At 62.7% G+C, this 15,115-nt stretch carries 15 protein-coding genes, 1 pseudogene and 1 other annotated feature; of the genes and pseudogenes, 8 read left to right on the forward strand and 8 right to left on the reverse strand.

The genetic code is table 11. From position 1 onward, the window contains the following. Positions 1 to 50 precede the first annotated feature (50 nt). Positions 51 to 1,412, reverse strand: a complete 1,362-nt coding sequence (locus tag ACKUUH_RS15965; protein WP_407950889.1) for a P-loop NTPase fold protein — start codon at positions 1,410 to 1,412, stop codon at positions 51 to 53. Between the two features lie 9 nt (positions 1,413 to 1,421). Next, a pseudogene (locus ACKUUH_RS15970) lies at positions 1,422 to 1,637 on the reverse strand (thiazole synthase); the annotation flags it as partial. Between the two features lie 67 nt (positions 1,638 to 1,704). After that, positions 1,705 to 1,760 (forward strand) — a sequence feature (sul1 is cis-regulatory element that is thought to sense ions involved in sulfur or methionine metabolism; They are found in Alphaproteobacteria). Positions 1,761 to 1,846: 86 nt separating this feature from the next. On the opposite strand from ACKUUH_RS15970, the gene ACKUUH_RS15975 reads away from it, so the two are divergent. Both ACKUUH_RS15975 and ACKUUH_RS15980 read left to right on the forward strand, forming a co-directional pair. Then, positions 1,847 to 3,331, forward strand: coding sequence for a SulP family inorganic anion transporter (locus tag ACKUUH_RS15975; protein WP_407950904.1), 1,485 nt, complete (start codon positions 1,847 to 1,849; stop codon positions 3,329 to 3,331). Positions 3,332 to 3,344: 13 nt separating this feature from the next. Continuing rightward, the gene (locus ACKUUH_RS15980; RefSeq protein WP_407950891.1) at positions 3,345 to 4,199 is read left to right on the forward strand and encodes a universal stress protein; all 855 of its coding nucleotides are present in this window, start codon (positions 3,345 to 3,347) and stop codon (positions 4,197 to 4,199) included. Positions 4,200 to 4,201: 2 nt separating this feature from the next. Here the strand turns inward: ACKUUH_RS15980 and ACKUUH_RS15985 are convergent, their stop codons facing one another. Next, complete coding sequence (locus ACKUUH_RS15985) at positions 4,202 to 4,990, reverse strand: thiazole synthase (protein WP_407950905.1); 789 nt, start codon at positions 4,988 to 4,990, stop codon at positions 4,202 to 4,204. A gap of 109 nt (positions 4,991 to 5,099) precedes the next feature. Then, complete coding sequence (gene thiS / locus ACKUUH_RS15990; protein ID WP_407950892.1) at positions 5,100 to 5,300, reverse strand: sulfur carrier protein ThiS; 201 nt, start codon at positions 5,298 to 5,300, stop codon at positions 5,100 to 5,102. Between the two features lie 271 nt (positions 5,301 to 5,571). Between thiS and aroQ the strand changes: the two genes are divergently transcribed. The 4 genes from aroQ (at position 5,572) to aat (ending at position 8,663) form a co-directional block, all read left to right on the forward strand. Next, positions 5,572 to 6,054: a type II 3-dehydroquinate dehydratase gene (aroQ, locus tag ACKUUH_RS15995; protein WP_407950893.1), complete on the forward strand. Its 483-nt coding sequence runs from the start codon at positions 5,572 to 5,574 to the stop codon at positions 6,052 to 6,054. A 99-nt stretch (positions 6,055 to 6,153) separates the two neighbouring features. Beyond that, positions 6,154 to 6,603, forward strand: a complete 450-nt coding sequence (accB, locus tag ACKUUH_RS16000; protein WP_407950894.1) for an acetyl-CoA carboxylase biotin carboxyl carrier protein — start codon at positions 6,154 to 6,156, stop codon at positions 6,601 to 6,603. Between the two features lie 16 nt (positions 6,604 to 6,619). After that, positions 6,620 to 7,966: an acetyl-CoA carboxylase biotin carboxylase subunit gene (accC, locus tag ACKUUH_RS16005; RefSeq protein ID WP_407950895.1), complete on the forward strand. Its 1,347-nt coding sequence runs from the start codon at positions 6,620 to 6,622 to the stop codon at positions 7,964 to 7,966. A gap of 46 nt (positions 7,967 to 8,012) precedes the next feature. Then, complete coding sequence (gene aat / locus ACKUUH_RS16010; RefSeq protein ID WP_407950896.1) at positions 8,013 to 8,663, forward strand: leucyl/phenylalanyl-tRNA--protein transferase; 651 nt, start codon at positions 8,013 to 8,015, stop codon at positions 8,661 to 8,663. On the opposite strand, the gene ACKUUH_RS16015 is transcribed toward aat, so the two are convergent. The 4 genes from ACKUUH_RS16015 to ACKUUH_RS16030 form a co-directional block, all read right to left on the reverse strand. Beyond that, a complete protein-coding gene (locus ACKUUH_RS16015; protein WP_407950897.1) occupies positions 8,600 to 9,034 on the reverse strand; it encodes a DUF2155 domain-containing protein in 435 nt (144 codons plus the stop codon). The two genes, aat and ACKUUH_RS16015, sit on opposite strands and share 64 nt — an antisense overlap. A gap of 19 nt (positions 9,035 to 9,053) precedes the next feature. Next, complete coding sequence (gene mlaD, locus ACKUUH_RS16020; RefSeq protein WP_407950898.1) at positions 9,054 to 9,515, reverse strand: outer membrane lipid asymmetry maintenance protein MlaD; 462 nt, start codon at positions 9,513 to 9,515, stop codon at positions 9,054 to 9,056. A 44-nt stretch (positions 9,516 to 9,559) separates the two neighbouring features. Next, complete coding sequence (locus ACKUUH_RS16025) at positions 9,560 to 9,958, reverse strand: NADH:ubiquinone oxidoreductase subunit NDUFA12 (protein ID WP_407950899.1); 399 nt, start codon at positions 9,956 to 9,958, stop codon at positions 9,560 to 9,562. Between the two features lie 132 nt (positions 9,959 to 10,090). Then, a complete protein-coding gene (locus ACKUUH_RS16030) occupies positions 10,091 to 10,615 on the reverse strand; it encodes a response regulator (RefSeq protein WP_407950900.1) in 525 nt (174 codons plus the stop codon). A 397-nt stretch (positions 10,616 to 11,012) separates the two neighbouring features. Here ACKUUH_RS16030 and ACKUUH_RS16035 point away from each other — a divergent pair, with 397 nt between their 5' ends. Together ACKUUH_RS16035 and ACKUUH_RS16040 are read left to right on the forward strand one after the other, a co-directional pair. Continuing rightward, on the forward strand, positions 11,013 to 14,765 hold the full coding sequence (locus ACKUUH_RS16035) for a vitamin B12-dependent ribonucleotide reductase (RefSeq protein ID WP_407950902.1): 3,753 nt from the start codon (positions 11,013 to 11,015) through the stop codon (positions 14,763 to 14,765). Positions 14,766 to 14,774: 9 nt separating this feature from the next. Then, positions 14,775 to 14,990 carry a hypothetical protein gene (locus ACKUUH_RS16040; protein WP_407950903.1) on the forward strand — a complete coding sequence of 72 codons (216 nt, stop codon included), beginning with the start codon at positions 14,775 to 14,777 and terminating at the stop codon, positions 14,988 to 14,990. Positions 14,991 to 15,115 lie beyond the last annotated feature (125 nt).

Consider the following 15,115-nt stretch of genomic DNA (forward strand, 5'->3'; position numbering starts at 1 on the left):
CTTCAATTGACGGACTCTACTCAAATCTGGAGGAAGTTCAGGGGCTCACGTCAGAAGTCAAATATCTCTATCGCCGGAACAAGCGTCTTTTCAATCAAAAGTTCCTTGAGGTACTTCTTAAAAAATCCGGGGATACTAACTCTCGATCCGAGAATGTGATCACCGTTCTCGGCAAATTCAATGACAATGCCGGCGGCGTGCAAAATGATTCCAGGATGGTTTAAGTCGTGGGTCGCAAGGTTTTCGATCAATTTTGATCGTGCGGATTCATATTGCGCACGTGGCAGATCATACCACGCCCAAAGTTGTCGCCATGCAGGCGTCTGCTTCGGCCCAGCGACAAGCGGGTGCTCAGCCACATGTTTCCTTACTTCATCACCATCAAGAATGCCCGAGCCAAAGAAATCACCTAAAATTTCTGGCAAGATCACCGGATCAGACCAATCAACCTCATGATACTTCTCCTGAATCTCTTCCAGCCTTTTTTCGTCGCCGTCTTCTGCATCGGAAATGCGAAGCTTGAAGTACGTTGGTGACAACCGCGCAAAGTCGTTGCGTCGCAGCGCGTCTGCTTTGAACTCAATGCCAGTCGCTACAATGTAAAGGAGAAGACGAGATAGGGCGGCGTCACTTCCTTGAAGCTCTTCCCCCAGCAGCGAAACGATGCGATCAAAGTCGACTAAAACCGACCTGAGGCTGCGAAAATTTTGTTTGCCGGATTCTTCGAACGTCCGCAGAACTTTCTCTTTGTTCTCCAAAACGCACGTTTTTGCAGCTTGTATCTGCAGATTAGCCGCAAACACGTCAAATACCGCTCTTGGGTCTGAGGCAATCCGGATGGTTTTGCCTATAAGCTTCTCTTTCTTTCGTTGATAGTCCTCTAACTGAGGTTTTGGTATCTCTTCCTGGTTCGCAACAACAATCACCTTTAGGCCTTCGTGCTCAACGAACGCGTTAATAAAGCCCATCGCTTCAGCAATTGGCATGGAGCAACGCTCCAAGTCGTCAAAGACTAGTATCTTTCCTTCAAGTTTCACCAGTCCGTCTCGGATTGTGTCTCGCGGGCTATCTCCACCGCCTACGCCCGCTCCGGTATAGGCATTGACAGCTGCAACTGCCAAACTGCCGAGCATACGAACAGCACCGGAGCTCAATATCGGGTGCATCTGCGCGAAGAATTGCTCTGATATTTGGCCAACCGTGCTTGCGCCATACAAACTGACGTAGAGGAACGGCTTCTCATTCAGAGGATCGGCCTGTCTACCGCGCTTCTGCAATTTTTCAAGGTACGACTTAACGAAGTGCGTCTTGCCTGCACCCCAGGGGCCATCCAACATGACTCCGAAGTCAAATACATTTTGAGGATCAAGGTAATAATCAAGATAACCTTCTACGTCCTCAATATGCGTCATGAGTTTATCCTAAATCAGCCCGCCCATCGGCGATGAGGGATCGGCGTAGAGCTTCTTGCGCATGCGGCCCGCGAGATAGGCGAGGTGGCCGGCCTCGACGGCGAGTTTCATCGCGCGGGCCATTTTGACCGGGTCTTTCGCTCCGGCAATCGCCGCGTTCATCAGCGCACCATCGCAGCCGAACTCTATCGCAACGGCGGCGTCCGACGCCATGCAGACGCCCGCATAACCTGCCCGCCCCGCTCTTTTATATTGCGCCGCAGCATAATCCGGTTTAACAAGCGGCATCGTCTCAGGACCCGGCGCAAGCCCGGGTGGCTCTTCCGGCCGCCGATCCGCCGGATCATCAAGCTCAACACCCCCGTTTCACGCGGCACCCTCCGGTTCCGCGCGCATTCCTCTTGTTGCGGAAGTCCCCCTTGTCGCGTTTTTCCATGCTTTCCCTCGATGCCTATCGCCAGCAGTGGTTCGGCAATATTCGCGGCGATGTGCTCGCCGGTCTCGTCGTCGCGCTGGCTCTCATTCCCGAAGCCATCGCCTTTTCGATCATCGCGGGCGTCGATCCGAAGGTCGGGCTCTATGCGTCCTTCTCCATCGCCGTCATCGTCGCGATCACGGGCGGGCGGCCCGGCATGATCTCGGCCGCGACGGCGGCGACCGCCGTGCTGATGGTGACGCTGGTGCGCGACCACGGGCTTGAATATCTGCTCGCGGCGACGGTGCTCGCAGGGCTCATGCAGATCGCCGCGGGCTTCCTCAAGCTCGGCTATGTGATGCGCTTCGTTTCGCGCTCGGTGATGACGGGCTTCGTGAATGCGCTCGCGATCCTGATTTTCATGGCGCAACTGCCGGAACTGATCGGCGTGCCCTGGCTCACCTATGCGATGGTCGCGGCGGGGCTCGGCATCATCTATCTCTTTCCGATGCTGACGAAATCCATTCCCTCGCCGCTCATCTGCATCATCGCGCTGACGGGCGTTGCAATGTATTTCGGTTTCGACATCCGCATGGTCGGCGACATGGGCGAACTGCCCTCGACGCTCCCCATTTTCCTGCTGCCGCAGATACCGCTGACATTCGAAACGCTGACGATCATCCTGCCCTATTCGGCGGCGGTGGCGGCTGTCGGCCTGCTCGAATCGCTGATGACGGCGACCATCGTCGACGACCTGACGGATACGCCGAGCGACAAGAACCGGGAGTGCATCGGCCAGGGCCTCGCGAATACGGCGACGGGCTTCATCGGCGGCATGGCGGGTTGCGCGATGATCGGTCAGTCGATGATCAACGTAAAATCGGGCGGGCGCGGCAGGCTCTCGACTTTCTGCGCGGGTATCTTCCTGCTGTTCATGATCGTGGTGCTGGGCGACTGGGTGAAGCAGATCCCGATGGCAGCCCTCGTCGCCATCATGATCATGGTGTCCATCGGCACATTCAGCTGGTCCTCGATCCGCAATCTGCGCCATCATCCGCGCAGTTCCTCCGCCGTGATGCTCGCGACGGTCGTCACCGTCGTGCTGACGCATAATCTCGCCATCGGCGTTCTGGCGGGCGTGCTTCTTTCCGGCCTCTTCTTTGCCTGGAAGATCGCGCAGATATTCCGCGTGACCTCGACGCTGTCGGAAGACGGGCGCGAACGCGTCTATGTCGTCGAGGGGCAGATATTCTTTGCCTCGTCGGACGACTTTCTGGCCTCCTTCGATTTCAGGGAGGCGCTGGAGCGCGTCGTCATCGACGTCAGCCGGGCGCATATCTGGGATATTTCGAGCGTCGCCGCGCTCGACATGGCGGTGCTGAAGTTCCGGCGCGACGGCGCGACGGTCGAGATCGCCGGGCTCAACGAAGCGAGCGAAACCATCGTCGACAGGCTTGCCATTCACGACAAGCCGGGCGCGCTCGAAAAGCTGATGGGGCATTGAGGGAGGAATGGACATGACGAAGAAAATCATCGCGCTGGTGGACGGCTCGATCTATTCGCACAGCGTCTGCGAGAACGCCGCCTGGATCGCCGCGCGCACGGGCGCCAGCGTCGATCTGCTGCATGTGCTCGGGCGCCGCGAGGGAACGGACGCCGCCGACCTCAGCGGCAGCATCGCACTCGGGGCGCGCAGTGCGCTTCTGGAAGAACTCACCCTGCTCGACGAGCAGCGGGCAAAGCTGCAGCAGCAGCGCGGCCGCGCCATTCTCGAAGACGCGAAAGCGGTGTTCGCGGAAGCCGACGTCACCGACGTGACGACGCGGCTTCGCATCGGCGACATTCTGGAGACGGTGGCGGAAGCGGAAGCCGATGCCGGCATGCTGGTGATCGGCAAGCGCGGCGAGGCAGCGGATTTTGCGAAGCTCCATCTCGGTTCGAATATCGAGCGCATCGTGCGGGCAAGCCACAAGCCGGTGTTCATCGCGGCGCGCGGCTTTCGCGAGCCCCGCCGGCTTCTCATCGCCTTCGATGGCGGGCCGAGCAGCATGAAGGCGGCTTCCTACTGCGCTGAAAGCCCGCTTTTCGCGGGGCTCGAATGCCATTTGCTCATGGCGGGCGAGAGCACGCCGGAGCGGCGGAGCAAGCTCGACGAGGCAGCGGCGCTGTTCGCGTCCGCCGGGCGCGAGGCGAAAGCCTTTGTCGCGGCCACGGCGCCGGAAGCCGCCATCGCCGATCATGTCGAGGCGCAGGGGATCGATCTTCTCGCGATGGGCGCCTATGGCCATTCGCGCATCCGCAGCCTCATCATCGGCTCCACGACCACGGAGATGATCCGGTCGTGCAAAATCCCGGTGATGCTGTTCCGGTGAGGCTAGATGAGCCCGCCCATCGGCGATGACGGATCGGCATAGAGTTTCTTCGGCATGCGGCCGGCGAGGTAAGCGAGGCGTCCTGCTTCCACGGCGAGTTTCATCGCGCGGGCCATCTTGATAGGGTCTTTCGCTTCGGCGATTGCCGTGTTCATCAGCACGCCATCGCAGCCGAGCTCCATCGCCACGGCGGCGTCCGACGCCGTGCCGACGCCCGCATCGACGAGCACGGGCACTTTCGACTGCTCGACGATGAGGCGGATGTTGATCGGGTTCTGGATGCCGAGGCCCGAGCCGATGGGGGCAGCGAGCGGCATGATCGCGCAGCAGCCCATGTCTTCGAGCTTCTTCGCCATGATCGGGTCGTCGGTGCAATAGACCATGACTTCGAAGCCGTCCTTCAGCAGGGCTTCGGCGGCACGCAACGTTTCGATCATGTCGGGATAGAGCGTCTTTTGATCGCCCAGCACTTCGAGCTTCACGAGGTTCCAGCCGCCCGCTTCGCGCGCGAGACGGAGCGTGCGCACCGCATCCTCCGCCGTGTAGCAGCCGGCTGTGTTCGGCAGGTAGATCACCTTTTTCGGGTCGATATAGTCGACGAGCATGGGCTCGTTCGGATTGGTGACGTTCACGCGGCGCATGGCGACGGTGACGATCTCCGCGCCCGCCGCTTCCACGGCCGCGGCGTTCTGCGCGAGGTCTTTGTACTTGCCCGTGCCGACGATGAGGCGCGACTTGAGCCTGCGGCCCGCGACGACGAATTCATCGTCGCCTGCCGCCTGTTCCGCCACGCGCGCTGCCGCTTCCGTCACTCTGCCTACTCCTTGATTGTAGATGTTTAAGTCTTGGTCGCGTTTCCGGACGGCGAACCGGCGTCCACTTCGCCTGGAAACGCTCCGGTCACCCGCCGCCGACGAAATTCACGATCTCGATGCGGTCGCCCTCGGCGAGCGCGACCTGCCCATAGGCCGAGCGCGGCACGATTTCGAGATTGCGCTCCACCGCGATCTTCTGAGGTTTGAGGCCGAAGCTCTCGACAAGGCCGAGCACCGTCATCGGAGGCTCAACCTCGCGCATCTCGCCATTCACCGTGAGCTTCATGTCTTCCTTAACGCCTCTCCGTTGGCCGGATAATGGGTGAGGGGAAGGCCGAGTTCAAGACGGGACGCGCGCTCCCCGCCCCTCCCCTTGCGGCACCCTCAAACCCTTGGGCCGACAAGGCTTTTACTGGCCGGGCGAGTTGCGTATAAAAGAGGCCGAGATTCGGGGGCGAAGAGCGGCCGAGGGGGACCACATTTTCGCCCTTTTGCCGCCCGATACGTTCCCCTCCATAAAGCGTATTCACGCGCCCGAGACGAAAGCCCTCGACCCGATGGCCAAATCCAGCTCCAAAGCGGCGGCCCAAAAGGCAACGGCAAAGCCGGTGTTCGTGCTCAATGGGCCGAACCTGAACCTGCTCGGCCAGCGGGAACCGGAAATCTACGGCTCGACGACGCTGGCCGATATCGAGGCCCAGGTGAAATCGCGCGCGAAGACGCTCGGACTGACCACGATCTGCCGCCAGTCGAACCACGAAGGCGAGCTTGTGGACTGGATCCACGAGGCGCGCGAGATGGCGTCCGGCGTCATCCTCAATGCGGGCGCCTATTCGCATACGTCCATCGCGATCCACGACGCGCTCGCGACGCTCGACATTCCGGTGATCGAGGTGCACATCTCGAACGTCTACAAGCGCGAGAGCTTCCGCCACCATTCGACCATTTCATCCGTCGCCACAGGCGTCATCTGCGGCCTCGGCACGATCGGCTACGAGCTCGCGCTCGAAGCCGTGAAGAGCAAGCTGTCACAAAAGTAAACCGCAAGAGGGTCCCGCGCCTTGGCAACGAAGCAACAGCCCCCGAAGGCCATCCAGAACGGCAAGTCCGCGAGTAAACAGGAAAGCAAGAAGAGCGAGATGAGCAAAGCAGGCGTCGACCAGGAACTGATCCGGCAACTGGCCGCCCTCCTCACGGAGACGGACCTCAGCGAAATCGAGATCGAGACGGACGGGCTGAAGCTGCGCGTGGCGCGGCAGGTGGCACAGGCGGTGACGCATATCGCGGCGCCGGCCCCGGCGGCACATGCGCCGGCCGCGGCGGCGCCTGCAGCGGCGGCCGAGGGCGCATCCCATCCCGGCGCCGTCAACTCGCCGATGGTCGGCACGGCCTATCTCGCGCCCGAGCCCGGCGCGGCCGTGTTCGCGCAGGTGGGCCAGCAGATCAGCGAGGGGCAGACCGTCCTCATCATCGAGGCGATGAAGACGATGAACCATATTCCGGCGCCGCGTTCGGGCAAGCTCACCGCCGTTCTCGTCGATGACGGGCAGCCGGTCGAGTTCGGCGAACCACTCTTCGTGATCGAGTAAGGACGGGCCGCCGCGCATGTTCGAAAAGGTCCTCATTGCAAACCGCGGCGAAATCGCGCTGCGTGTCCATCGCGCCTGCCGCGAAATGGGCATCAAGACGGTTGCGGTCCATTCGACGGCGGATGCGGACGCGATGCATGTCCGCCTGGCGAATGAAAGCGTGTGCATCGGCCCGGCGCCCGCGAGCGAAAGCTACCTCAACATTCCGGCGATCATCTCGGCCTGCGAGATCACGGGCGCGGACGCGGTGCATCCCGGCTATGGCTTCCTGTCGGAGAATGCGAAGTTCGCCGACATTCTGGCTGCCCATGGCATCACCTTCATCGGGCCGAGCGGCGACCATATCCGCCTGATGGGCGACAAGATCCAGGCGAAGGTCACGGCAAGGAAGCTCGGCATCCCTTGCGTGCCGGGCTCCGACGGCGCGATCCGCACCGACGAGGAGGCCTACAAGGTCGCCGAGGAGACGGGCTATCCCGTGCTCGTGAAGGCGGCGGCGGGTGGCGGCGGACGCGGCATGAAGGTCGCGCGCTCGAAGGGCGAGCTCTCCTCCGCGCTGTCGACGGCGCGGGCGGAGGCCAAGGCCGCCTTCGGCGACGACTCGCTCTACATGGAGAAATATCTCGGCCAGCCGCGCCATATCGAGGTGCAGGTGATCGCCGACGCGCACGGCAATGTGGCGCATCTGGGCGAGCGCGACTGCTCGCTGCAGCGGCGCCACCAGAAGGTGCTCGAGGAATGCCCCTCGCCCGCCCTCAACGCGCAGCAGCGCGATGAGATCGGCGGCATCGTTTCGCGCGCGATCAAGGGGCTCGGCTATCTCGGCGTCGGCACGGTCGAGTTCCTCTACGAGGACGGGCAGTTCTTCTTCATCGAGATGAACACGCGCCTGCAGGTGGAGCATCCGATCACCGAAGCCGTTACCGGCATCGACCTCGTGCGCGAACAGATCCGCATCGCCGCCGGGCTCGAGATGAGCTTCCGGCAGGAAGACGTCGAGTTCAGCGGTCACGCCATCGAGTGCCGCATCAACGCGGAAGACCCAAAGACCTTCGCGCCCTCGCCCGGAACCATCAAGGATTTCCATACGCCGGGCGGGCTTGGCGTGCGCGTCGACAGTGCGGTCTATTCGGGCTACCGGATTCCGCCCTATTACGACAGCCTGATCGGCAAGCTGGTGGTGAGTGGACGCAACCGCAACGAGTGCCTGATGCGGCTTCGCCGGACGCTGCACGAGTTCGTCATCGACGGCATCAAGACGACGATCCCGCTCTTCCAGGAACTGGTGAACGAGCCGGATTTCATCAACGGCGAGTACCATATCCACTGGCTCGAAGACTTCCTGAAAAAGCAGCAGGGCTGACCCGCGGCGGAACGGCGGCGAGGGTCAGGACGTTTGCGGTAACGAGATGAGCGAGATTGACGCCGAGGTACTGCTCCGAGCCTATGCCTATGGCGTGTTTCCGATGGCGGAATCGCGCGACGATCCGCAGCTCTACTGGATCGATCCGGAAGCGCGGGGCATCCTGCCTCTCGACAAATTTCATGTTCCCAAGAGGCTGAGGCGCACGATCCGCCAGCAGCCTTTCGAGGTCCGGGTCGATACGGCCTTTCGCGAAACGATGCTCGGCTGCGCGGAAGCGGCGCCGAACCGCGACGGCACATGGATCAACGACCGCATCGTCGGCCTTTATTGCGATCTTCATTCGGCCGGGCGCGCGCATTCGGTCGAGTGCTGGCAGGGAAGCCTGCTGATGGGCGGGCTCTACGGCGTTTCGCTGGGCGCGGCCTTTTTCGGCGAGAGCATGTTCAGCCGCGCGACCGATGCAAGCAAGGTGGCGCTCGTCTATCTGGTGGCACGGCTCATCCGGGGCGGCTACCGGCTGCTCGACACGCAGTTCGTGACGTCGCATCTCACGCAGTTCGGCGCGATCGAGATTTCGCGCGACCAGTATCGCGCGCGGCTCTTCCAGGCGACGGCAGAGGAAGCCGACTTCTATTCGCTGCCGCTCGACGCGTCGCCGGAGGAAATTTTGCAGTCCGTCACCCAGACATCGTAGACGGGGTGCTCCAGCGCGTTGAGGCCGGGGCTTTCCGCAAACATCCAGCCCGAGAAGACCGGCGCCGGGTGGACTTCCGTCTGCGCGTCGGGATCGGCCGCGGTCGCGCCCCTGCGCTCCAACTGACGGATTTCGACATAGGCGGCGGTGCGCGGCGTTTCCTCGGGTGGGTTCTTGTCGCAGGTGCGGACCAGAACCTGCAGCGCGCCGAAGGTCGTGGGCTCGTTCACCTTCGCCTCGAAACTCGTGACGCGCGCCGTGATCTTGTCGAGACCGCTGAAAACGGCGACGGGATATGCACTGGCAAGCGCCGGGCTCGCGCCGGTCGCGAGAAAGGCGATGCCCACAGCCGAAGGAATGAGGAAACGCATCGGCATTCTCCGCGCGGGGCTACTTATCGCCCGTGCCGCTGTCCGTTGCCGAGAAGACGGCCTGCCCGATCAGGCTCATGAGATCGACCGAGCCCTGGGTGAACATGATCTCGCCGCCATCGGCAAGAATATCCTCGCTGCCGCCCGGCGTGACGGAAATGTAGCTGCCGCCGAGAAGACCTTCGCTGGTGATCTTGGCGCTGCTGTCGTCCGGCAGTTTCACGCTGGGTGCGATGTCGAGCGTCACGACGGCCTGATAGGTCTCGGGGTCGAGCGACTGGCGGACGACCGTGCCGATCTTGATGCCGGAGAGGCGTACATCGGCGCCGGTCGCGAGACCATCGACGGAGCTGAAGGCCGCGTTGACGCGGTAGCCGGCAGCACTGCGCATGCCCGACGTCGTATAGCCGTAGAAGAGGAAGACGGCCGCGACGGCGACGACCAGAGTGCCGATCAGCGTTTCGACGAGATTGCTTTGCATGGACGTCCCCGGATGACCCTGGATGAAGTGCTGCGCGGCGCCGATTACTCGGGGCGCCAGGCCTTGTAGTCGCCAGTTGCCTGCGGCCGATGGCTACCCTTGTGAAGGCTGCCCGCCGGACGATAGGCCTGCGGCGTGCCCGTGAGGTTCGGCATGTGCGGTTTCTGCCATTCGCGGGGCTGGTAGCTTTCCGCGTTGGGCGGTGTGTCCACGGTGTGATGAAGCCAGCCATGCCACTCCGGCGGCACGCAGGAGGCCTCGACCAGGCCGTTATAGATCACCCAGCGGCGCTGATAGCCGCCGATCGCCGCGCCGTCCTTCGACTCATAGTACCGGTTGCCCTGCCCGTCCTCGCCAACGAGGCTGCCCTTGCGCCACGTATGGAAGCGGGTGCCCATGGTCTGGCCCTGCCACCAGATGAAGATTTCCGAAAACAAACCCATGGAGATATCCCGTTGAAAGCGAGCGGCGCGCAGTCATCATAAACGCGAATCCGGCGCCGCGGGGGCCGAAAGCGGGCAGAATATGACATTGGGGAGAGGCCCGGTCCAGCTTTGAGGCGCGCCCCGGCGCGGCTATTCGAGGGCCCAGGTCGTTTGCCCGGCGATGCGCTTGCGGCGCAGCCCCTCACGCTCGTGGATCAGCATGGGCTGGCGGTAGATGCCGCCTGCCCGCTCGAACTTGCGGTCGTCGGAAAGAACCCACTGGATGCGGTGGAGGAGGCTTGCCGGCGTGACCGGTTTCACGAGGAGATGCGTGGCGCCGATCTCGAAAGCCTCCGACAGGAGGCCGCGGGAGGCATGGCCCGTCAGAACGATGATCGGCGTGAAACAGATCGGTTCGTTGCCCACGGCGCGGATGCGGGTGATGAAGTCGCGGCCGTTCATCGGCTGCATTTCCCAGTCGGTGATGATGAGGTCGACGTCGTGGAGTTGCAGCTCGACCAGGCCGTCCGTGCCGTCGCGCGCCTGAAGAATGTCAGTGATGCCGAATGTGTGAAGCATGGTCCGCAACAGCAGCCTCATGCTGCCATTGTCCTCGACCATCAGGATTTTCAGCGATTTCAGCTCCTTGCCGAACGCTGTACTCACCTCGCCCACGCCGCTTCTCCACCTATTCTGGGTTTCGAGCCTTTGGTCATTGGTAACAGGGACGGGTTTCCGGACTGTTAACTTCTCGATTCGGGTGGCCACCCCACCCCATCTCGTATCAAGGATGCCTGTCACGCCTACATCTTGCGTCTTTGGCTTGACGCCCCCCGGCCATGGTCCCTAGGATTTGGTTTCCCTCAGGGGAGAGGCACGAGAAACAGCGGGCATCTGACAGAGACAATCGCCTGGCGACGAAAACCTAATGAGGTCAAGCACTTAAAGCGAGACTCCAGAACGGTTCGGCGCGACGGTGAAGTGCGCCCGGAAGCATATCCGGACCGTCGGCGAAGCTGCTTCTCACCTCCCCTCCCGAGGCACCAATTGCATACCGAAAGCCGGGGGCCAGATGCGTATCCAGCGTTGCTTCACCGTCGAGGGCCAGTCGCCTTACGAGGGCATCGAGTTCAGGACGACGGCGAGCGAAATCCGCAATCCGGACGGCTCGGTCGTGTTCAACCTGCAGGACATCCAGGTGCCCGCAGAGTGGAGCCAGGTCGCCTGCGACGTGCTGGCCCAGAAGTATTTCCGCAAGGCGGGTGTTGCCTCCGTGCTGAAGGCGGTGCCGGAAGAGGGCGTGCCGGACTTCCTGTGGCGGCACGAGCCCGACCGGGACGCGCTTCAGGCGCTGCGCGCGGAAGACCGCTTCGGCCCCGAGCGCGACGCGCGGCAGGTTTTCGACCGGATGGCCGGCACCTGGACCTATTGGGGCTGGAAGGGCGGCTATTTCGACTCGGAAGCCGATGCCCGCGCCTTCTTCGACGAGCAGCGTTTCATGCTGGCGGCGCAGATCGCGGCGCCCAATTCCCCGCAATGGTTCAACACCGGGCTCCACTGGGCCTATGGCATCGACGGCCCCGCGCAGGGCCACTGGCGCACCGACCCGGCGACCGGCGAAACGGCGCGCACCTCGACGGCCTATGAATATCCGCAGCCCCATGCCTGCTTCATCCAGAGCGTGAACGACGATCTCGTCAACGAGAACGGCATCATGGATCTGTGGGTGCGCGAGGCGCGGCTCTTCAAATACGGCTCGGGCACCGGCTCGAACTTCTCGGACCTGCGCGGCGAAAACGAGTCGCTGTCGGGCGGCGGCAAATCCTCCGGCCTCATGAGTTTCCTCAAGATCGGCGACCGCGCGGCCGGCGCCATCAAGTCCGGCGGCACGACGCGGCGCGCCGCGAAAATGGTGATCGTCGACATCGACCATCCCGACATCGAGGCCTTCATCAACTGGAAGGTGACGGAAGAGCAGAAGGTGGCGGCGCTCGTCACCGGCTCGAAGATCAACCAGAAACACCTCAACGCCATCATGCGCGCCTGCGTGAACTGCGAGGGCGCGGACGGCGATTGCTTCGATCCGAAGAAGAACCCGGCACTGAAGCGCGAAGTGCTGGCGGCGCGCAAGGCGCATGTGCCGGAAAACTACGTCCAGCGCGTGATCCAGTTCGCGAAGCAGGGCTATACGGACATCGACTTCCGCGTCTACGACACGGACTGGGACTCGGAAGCCTATCTCACCGTGTCGGGCCAGAACTCGAACAACACCGTGCGCGTGACGGACGATTTCCTGCGCGCGGTCGAACAGGACGAGGACTGGTCGCTCAGGAGCCGGCTGACAGGCGAGACGACGAAGCAGTTGCCCGCGCGCGAGCTCTGGGACCAGGTCGGCCATGCCGCATGGGCGAGTGCCGATCCCGGCATCCAGTACCACACGACGATCAACGATTGGCACACCTGCCCGGCCTCGGGGCCGATCCGCGCCAGCAATCCGTGCTCGGAATACATGTTCCTCGACGACACGGCCTGCAATCTCGCCTCGCTCAACCTGCTGCAGTTCCGCGAGACGAATGGACGCTTCGACGTCGAGGCGTTCGAACATGCCGTCAAGCTCTGGACCATCGTGCTCGAAATCTCGGTGCTGATGGCGCAGTTCCCCAGCCGCGAGATCGCCGAGCGGAGCTATCGCTTCCGCACGCTCGGTCTCGGCTTCGCGAATATCGGCGGGCTGCTGATGTCCTGCGGCCTCGGCTATGACTCGCGCGAGGCGCGCGCGCTCACCGGCGCGATCAGCGCCGTCATGACGGGCGTTTCCTATGCGACCTCGGCGCAGATGGCGAAGGAGCTCGGCGCCTTCCCCGGCTTTGAAGAAAATCGCGAGCACATGCTCCGCGTGATGCGCAACCATGCGCGCGCCGCGCACGGTCTCAATGGCGGCTATGAAGAGGTGAGCGTCTATCCCGTGCCGCTCGACGCGGCCTCCTGCCCGCAGGCCGATCTCGTCGACCATGCCCGCGCTTCCTGGGACCTTGCCGTCGCGATGGGCGAGCGTTACGGCTATCGCAATGCGCAGTCGACCGTCATCGCGCCGACGGGCACCATCGGCCTCGTGATGGATTGCGACACGACGGGCATCGAACCCGATTTCGCGCTGGTGAAGTTCAAGAAGCTGGCCGGCGGCGGCTACTTCAAGATCATCAACCGCGCTGTGCCGCAGGCGCTGCGCACGCTCGGTTACGGCGAAGCCGCGATCGAGACGATCGTGAACTATGCCGTCGGCCATGGCACGCTCGCCAACGCACCGGGCGTGAACCACGAACGGCTGATGGAGCGCGGCTTCACGCCGGAGAAGATCGCCGCCGTCGAAAAGGCGCTGGCGACCGCCTTCGACATCCGCTTCGCCTTCAACAAATGGCAGATCGGCGAAGAGTTCTGCACCGGCGCGCTCGGTCTTAACGCCGATGCCATGGACGATCTCGATTTCGACATGCTGGCGGCGCTCGGCTTCACGAAGCAGGAAATCGAGGCGGCAAACCTCCATGTCTGCGGCGCGATGACGCTGGAAGGCGCGCCGGGCCTCAAGGACGAGCACCTGCCCGTCTTCGACTGCGCGAACCCCTGCGGGCGCATCGGCAAGCGCTATCTCTCGGTCGAGAGCCATATCCGCATGATGGCGGCGGCACAGCCCTTTATCTCGGGCGCGATCTCCAAGACGATCAACATGCCCAACAGCGCGAGCGTCGAGCACTGCAAGGAGAGCTACATGCTGTCCTGGAAGCTCGGCCTCAAGGCGAATGCGCTCTACCGCGACGGCTCGAAGCTCTCGCAGCCGCTGAACTCGCAACTGCTCGACGACGACATCAAGGAGGACGAGGACGAAAGCACGGTCGAAACGCTGATGGCGCAGCCCGCGCAGGAGCGCGCCCGCGTCGTTGCGCAGCGCGCGGCGATGGAGCTGGCCGAGCGCGTGGTCGCGTCGGAAAAGACGCGCGACCGCCTGCCCGACCGGCGCAAGGGCTACACGCAAAAGGCGCTTGTCGGCGGCCACAAGGTCTATCTGCGCACCGGCGAATATGACGACGGCAAGATTGGCGAAATCTTCATCGACATGCACAAGGAAGGCGCGGCCTTCCGCTCGCTGATGAACAATTTCGCCATCGCCGTGTCGCTCGGCCTGCAATATGGCGTGCCGCTGGAGGAATATGTGGAGGCCTTCACCTTCACGCGCTTCGAGCCGGCGGGCCTCGTGCAGGGCAATGACCGGATCAAGAACGCAACCTCGATCCTCGACTATGTGTTCCGCGAACTTGCCGTCTCCTATCTCGACCGCTCCGATCTCGGCCATGTCGACCCGAAGGAGTTTGCCTTCGATGCGATGGGCGGCGGCGCCGACGAAGGCAAGGCGCCTGCCCTTCCTGCCTCCGCCGTGGTGAGCCCCGGCTACACGCGCAACGCGCAGATGGGCAATCTCTATCTCGTGCGCGGCGGCGCGGCGGCGGAAGCGCGCGCCGGCAAACAGGCGGGCAGCGCCGAAGCGGTCGCCGCGCCCGCGGTTCGCGAACAAACGGTGAAGGCGGAAGTGATGGCGGCCGGCGCGCTGATGCGCGCAGGTAACGCAGAGGCCGTGAGTGCCATTGCGGTCGGCGCCGTTTCGTCCGGGGGCGGATCGTCTTCGGGCGGCGCGGGCATGTCGCGCGTCGCCGAAGCGCGCATGAAGGGCTATGAAGGCGAAGCCTGCGGCGAATGCGGCAACTTCACCATGGTGCGGAACGGCACCTGCCTGAAATGCGACACATGCGGCGGGACCAGCGGGTGTAGCTGAGGAAATGCGTTGATCGAGCAAGTCATTACAGCTCTAGGAGTTTTATTCTCGCTACTTGCGGCAGGATTCTGGTTCTGCGCTTCGGTGCTCGATGTTCCCGACAATATCGACACTTTTATTGATGCACTGAGAAAAATTAGCCGCATGAATGCCTTTGGTGCCCTATCTGCAGCACTTGCAGCACTGTGCGCTGCAGGTTCTTTCTATTTCGACCTCCTACTTTAGATCATTTGGGCTTGCCTGATACTGCATAGCCTCTCAGCTTGCTCTCCGTATACGTCATGGCCCGCATAAGGCCACTGCTGTCCGGTTTAATTTTCAATCCCGAATTTAACCGTCATGACCCGGCC

It is taken from the genome of Parvibaculum sp. (assembly GCF_045863935.1).
Taxonomy (GTDB): Bacteria; Pseudomonadota; Alphaproteobacteria; order Parvibaculales; family Parvibaculaceae; genus Parvibaculum.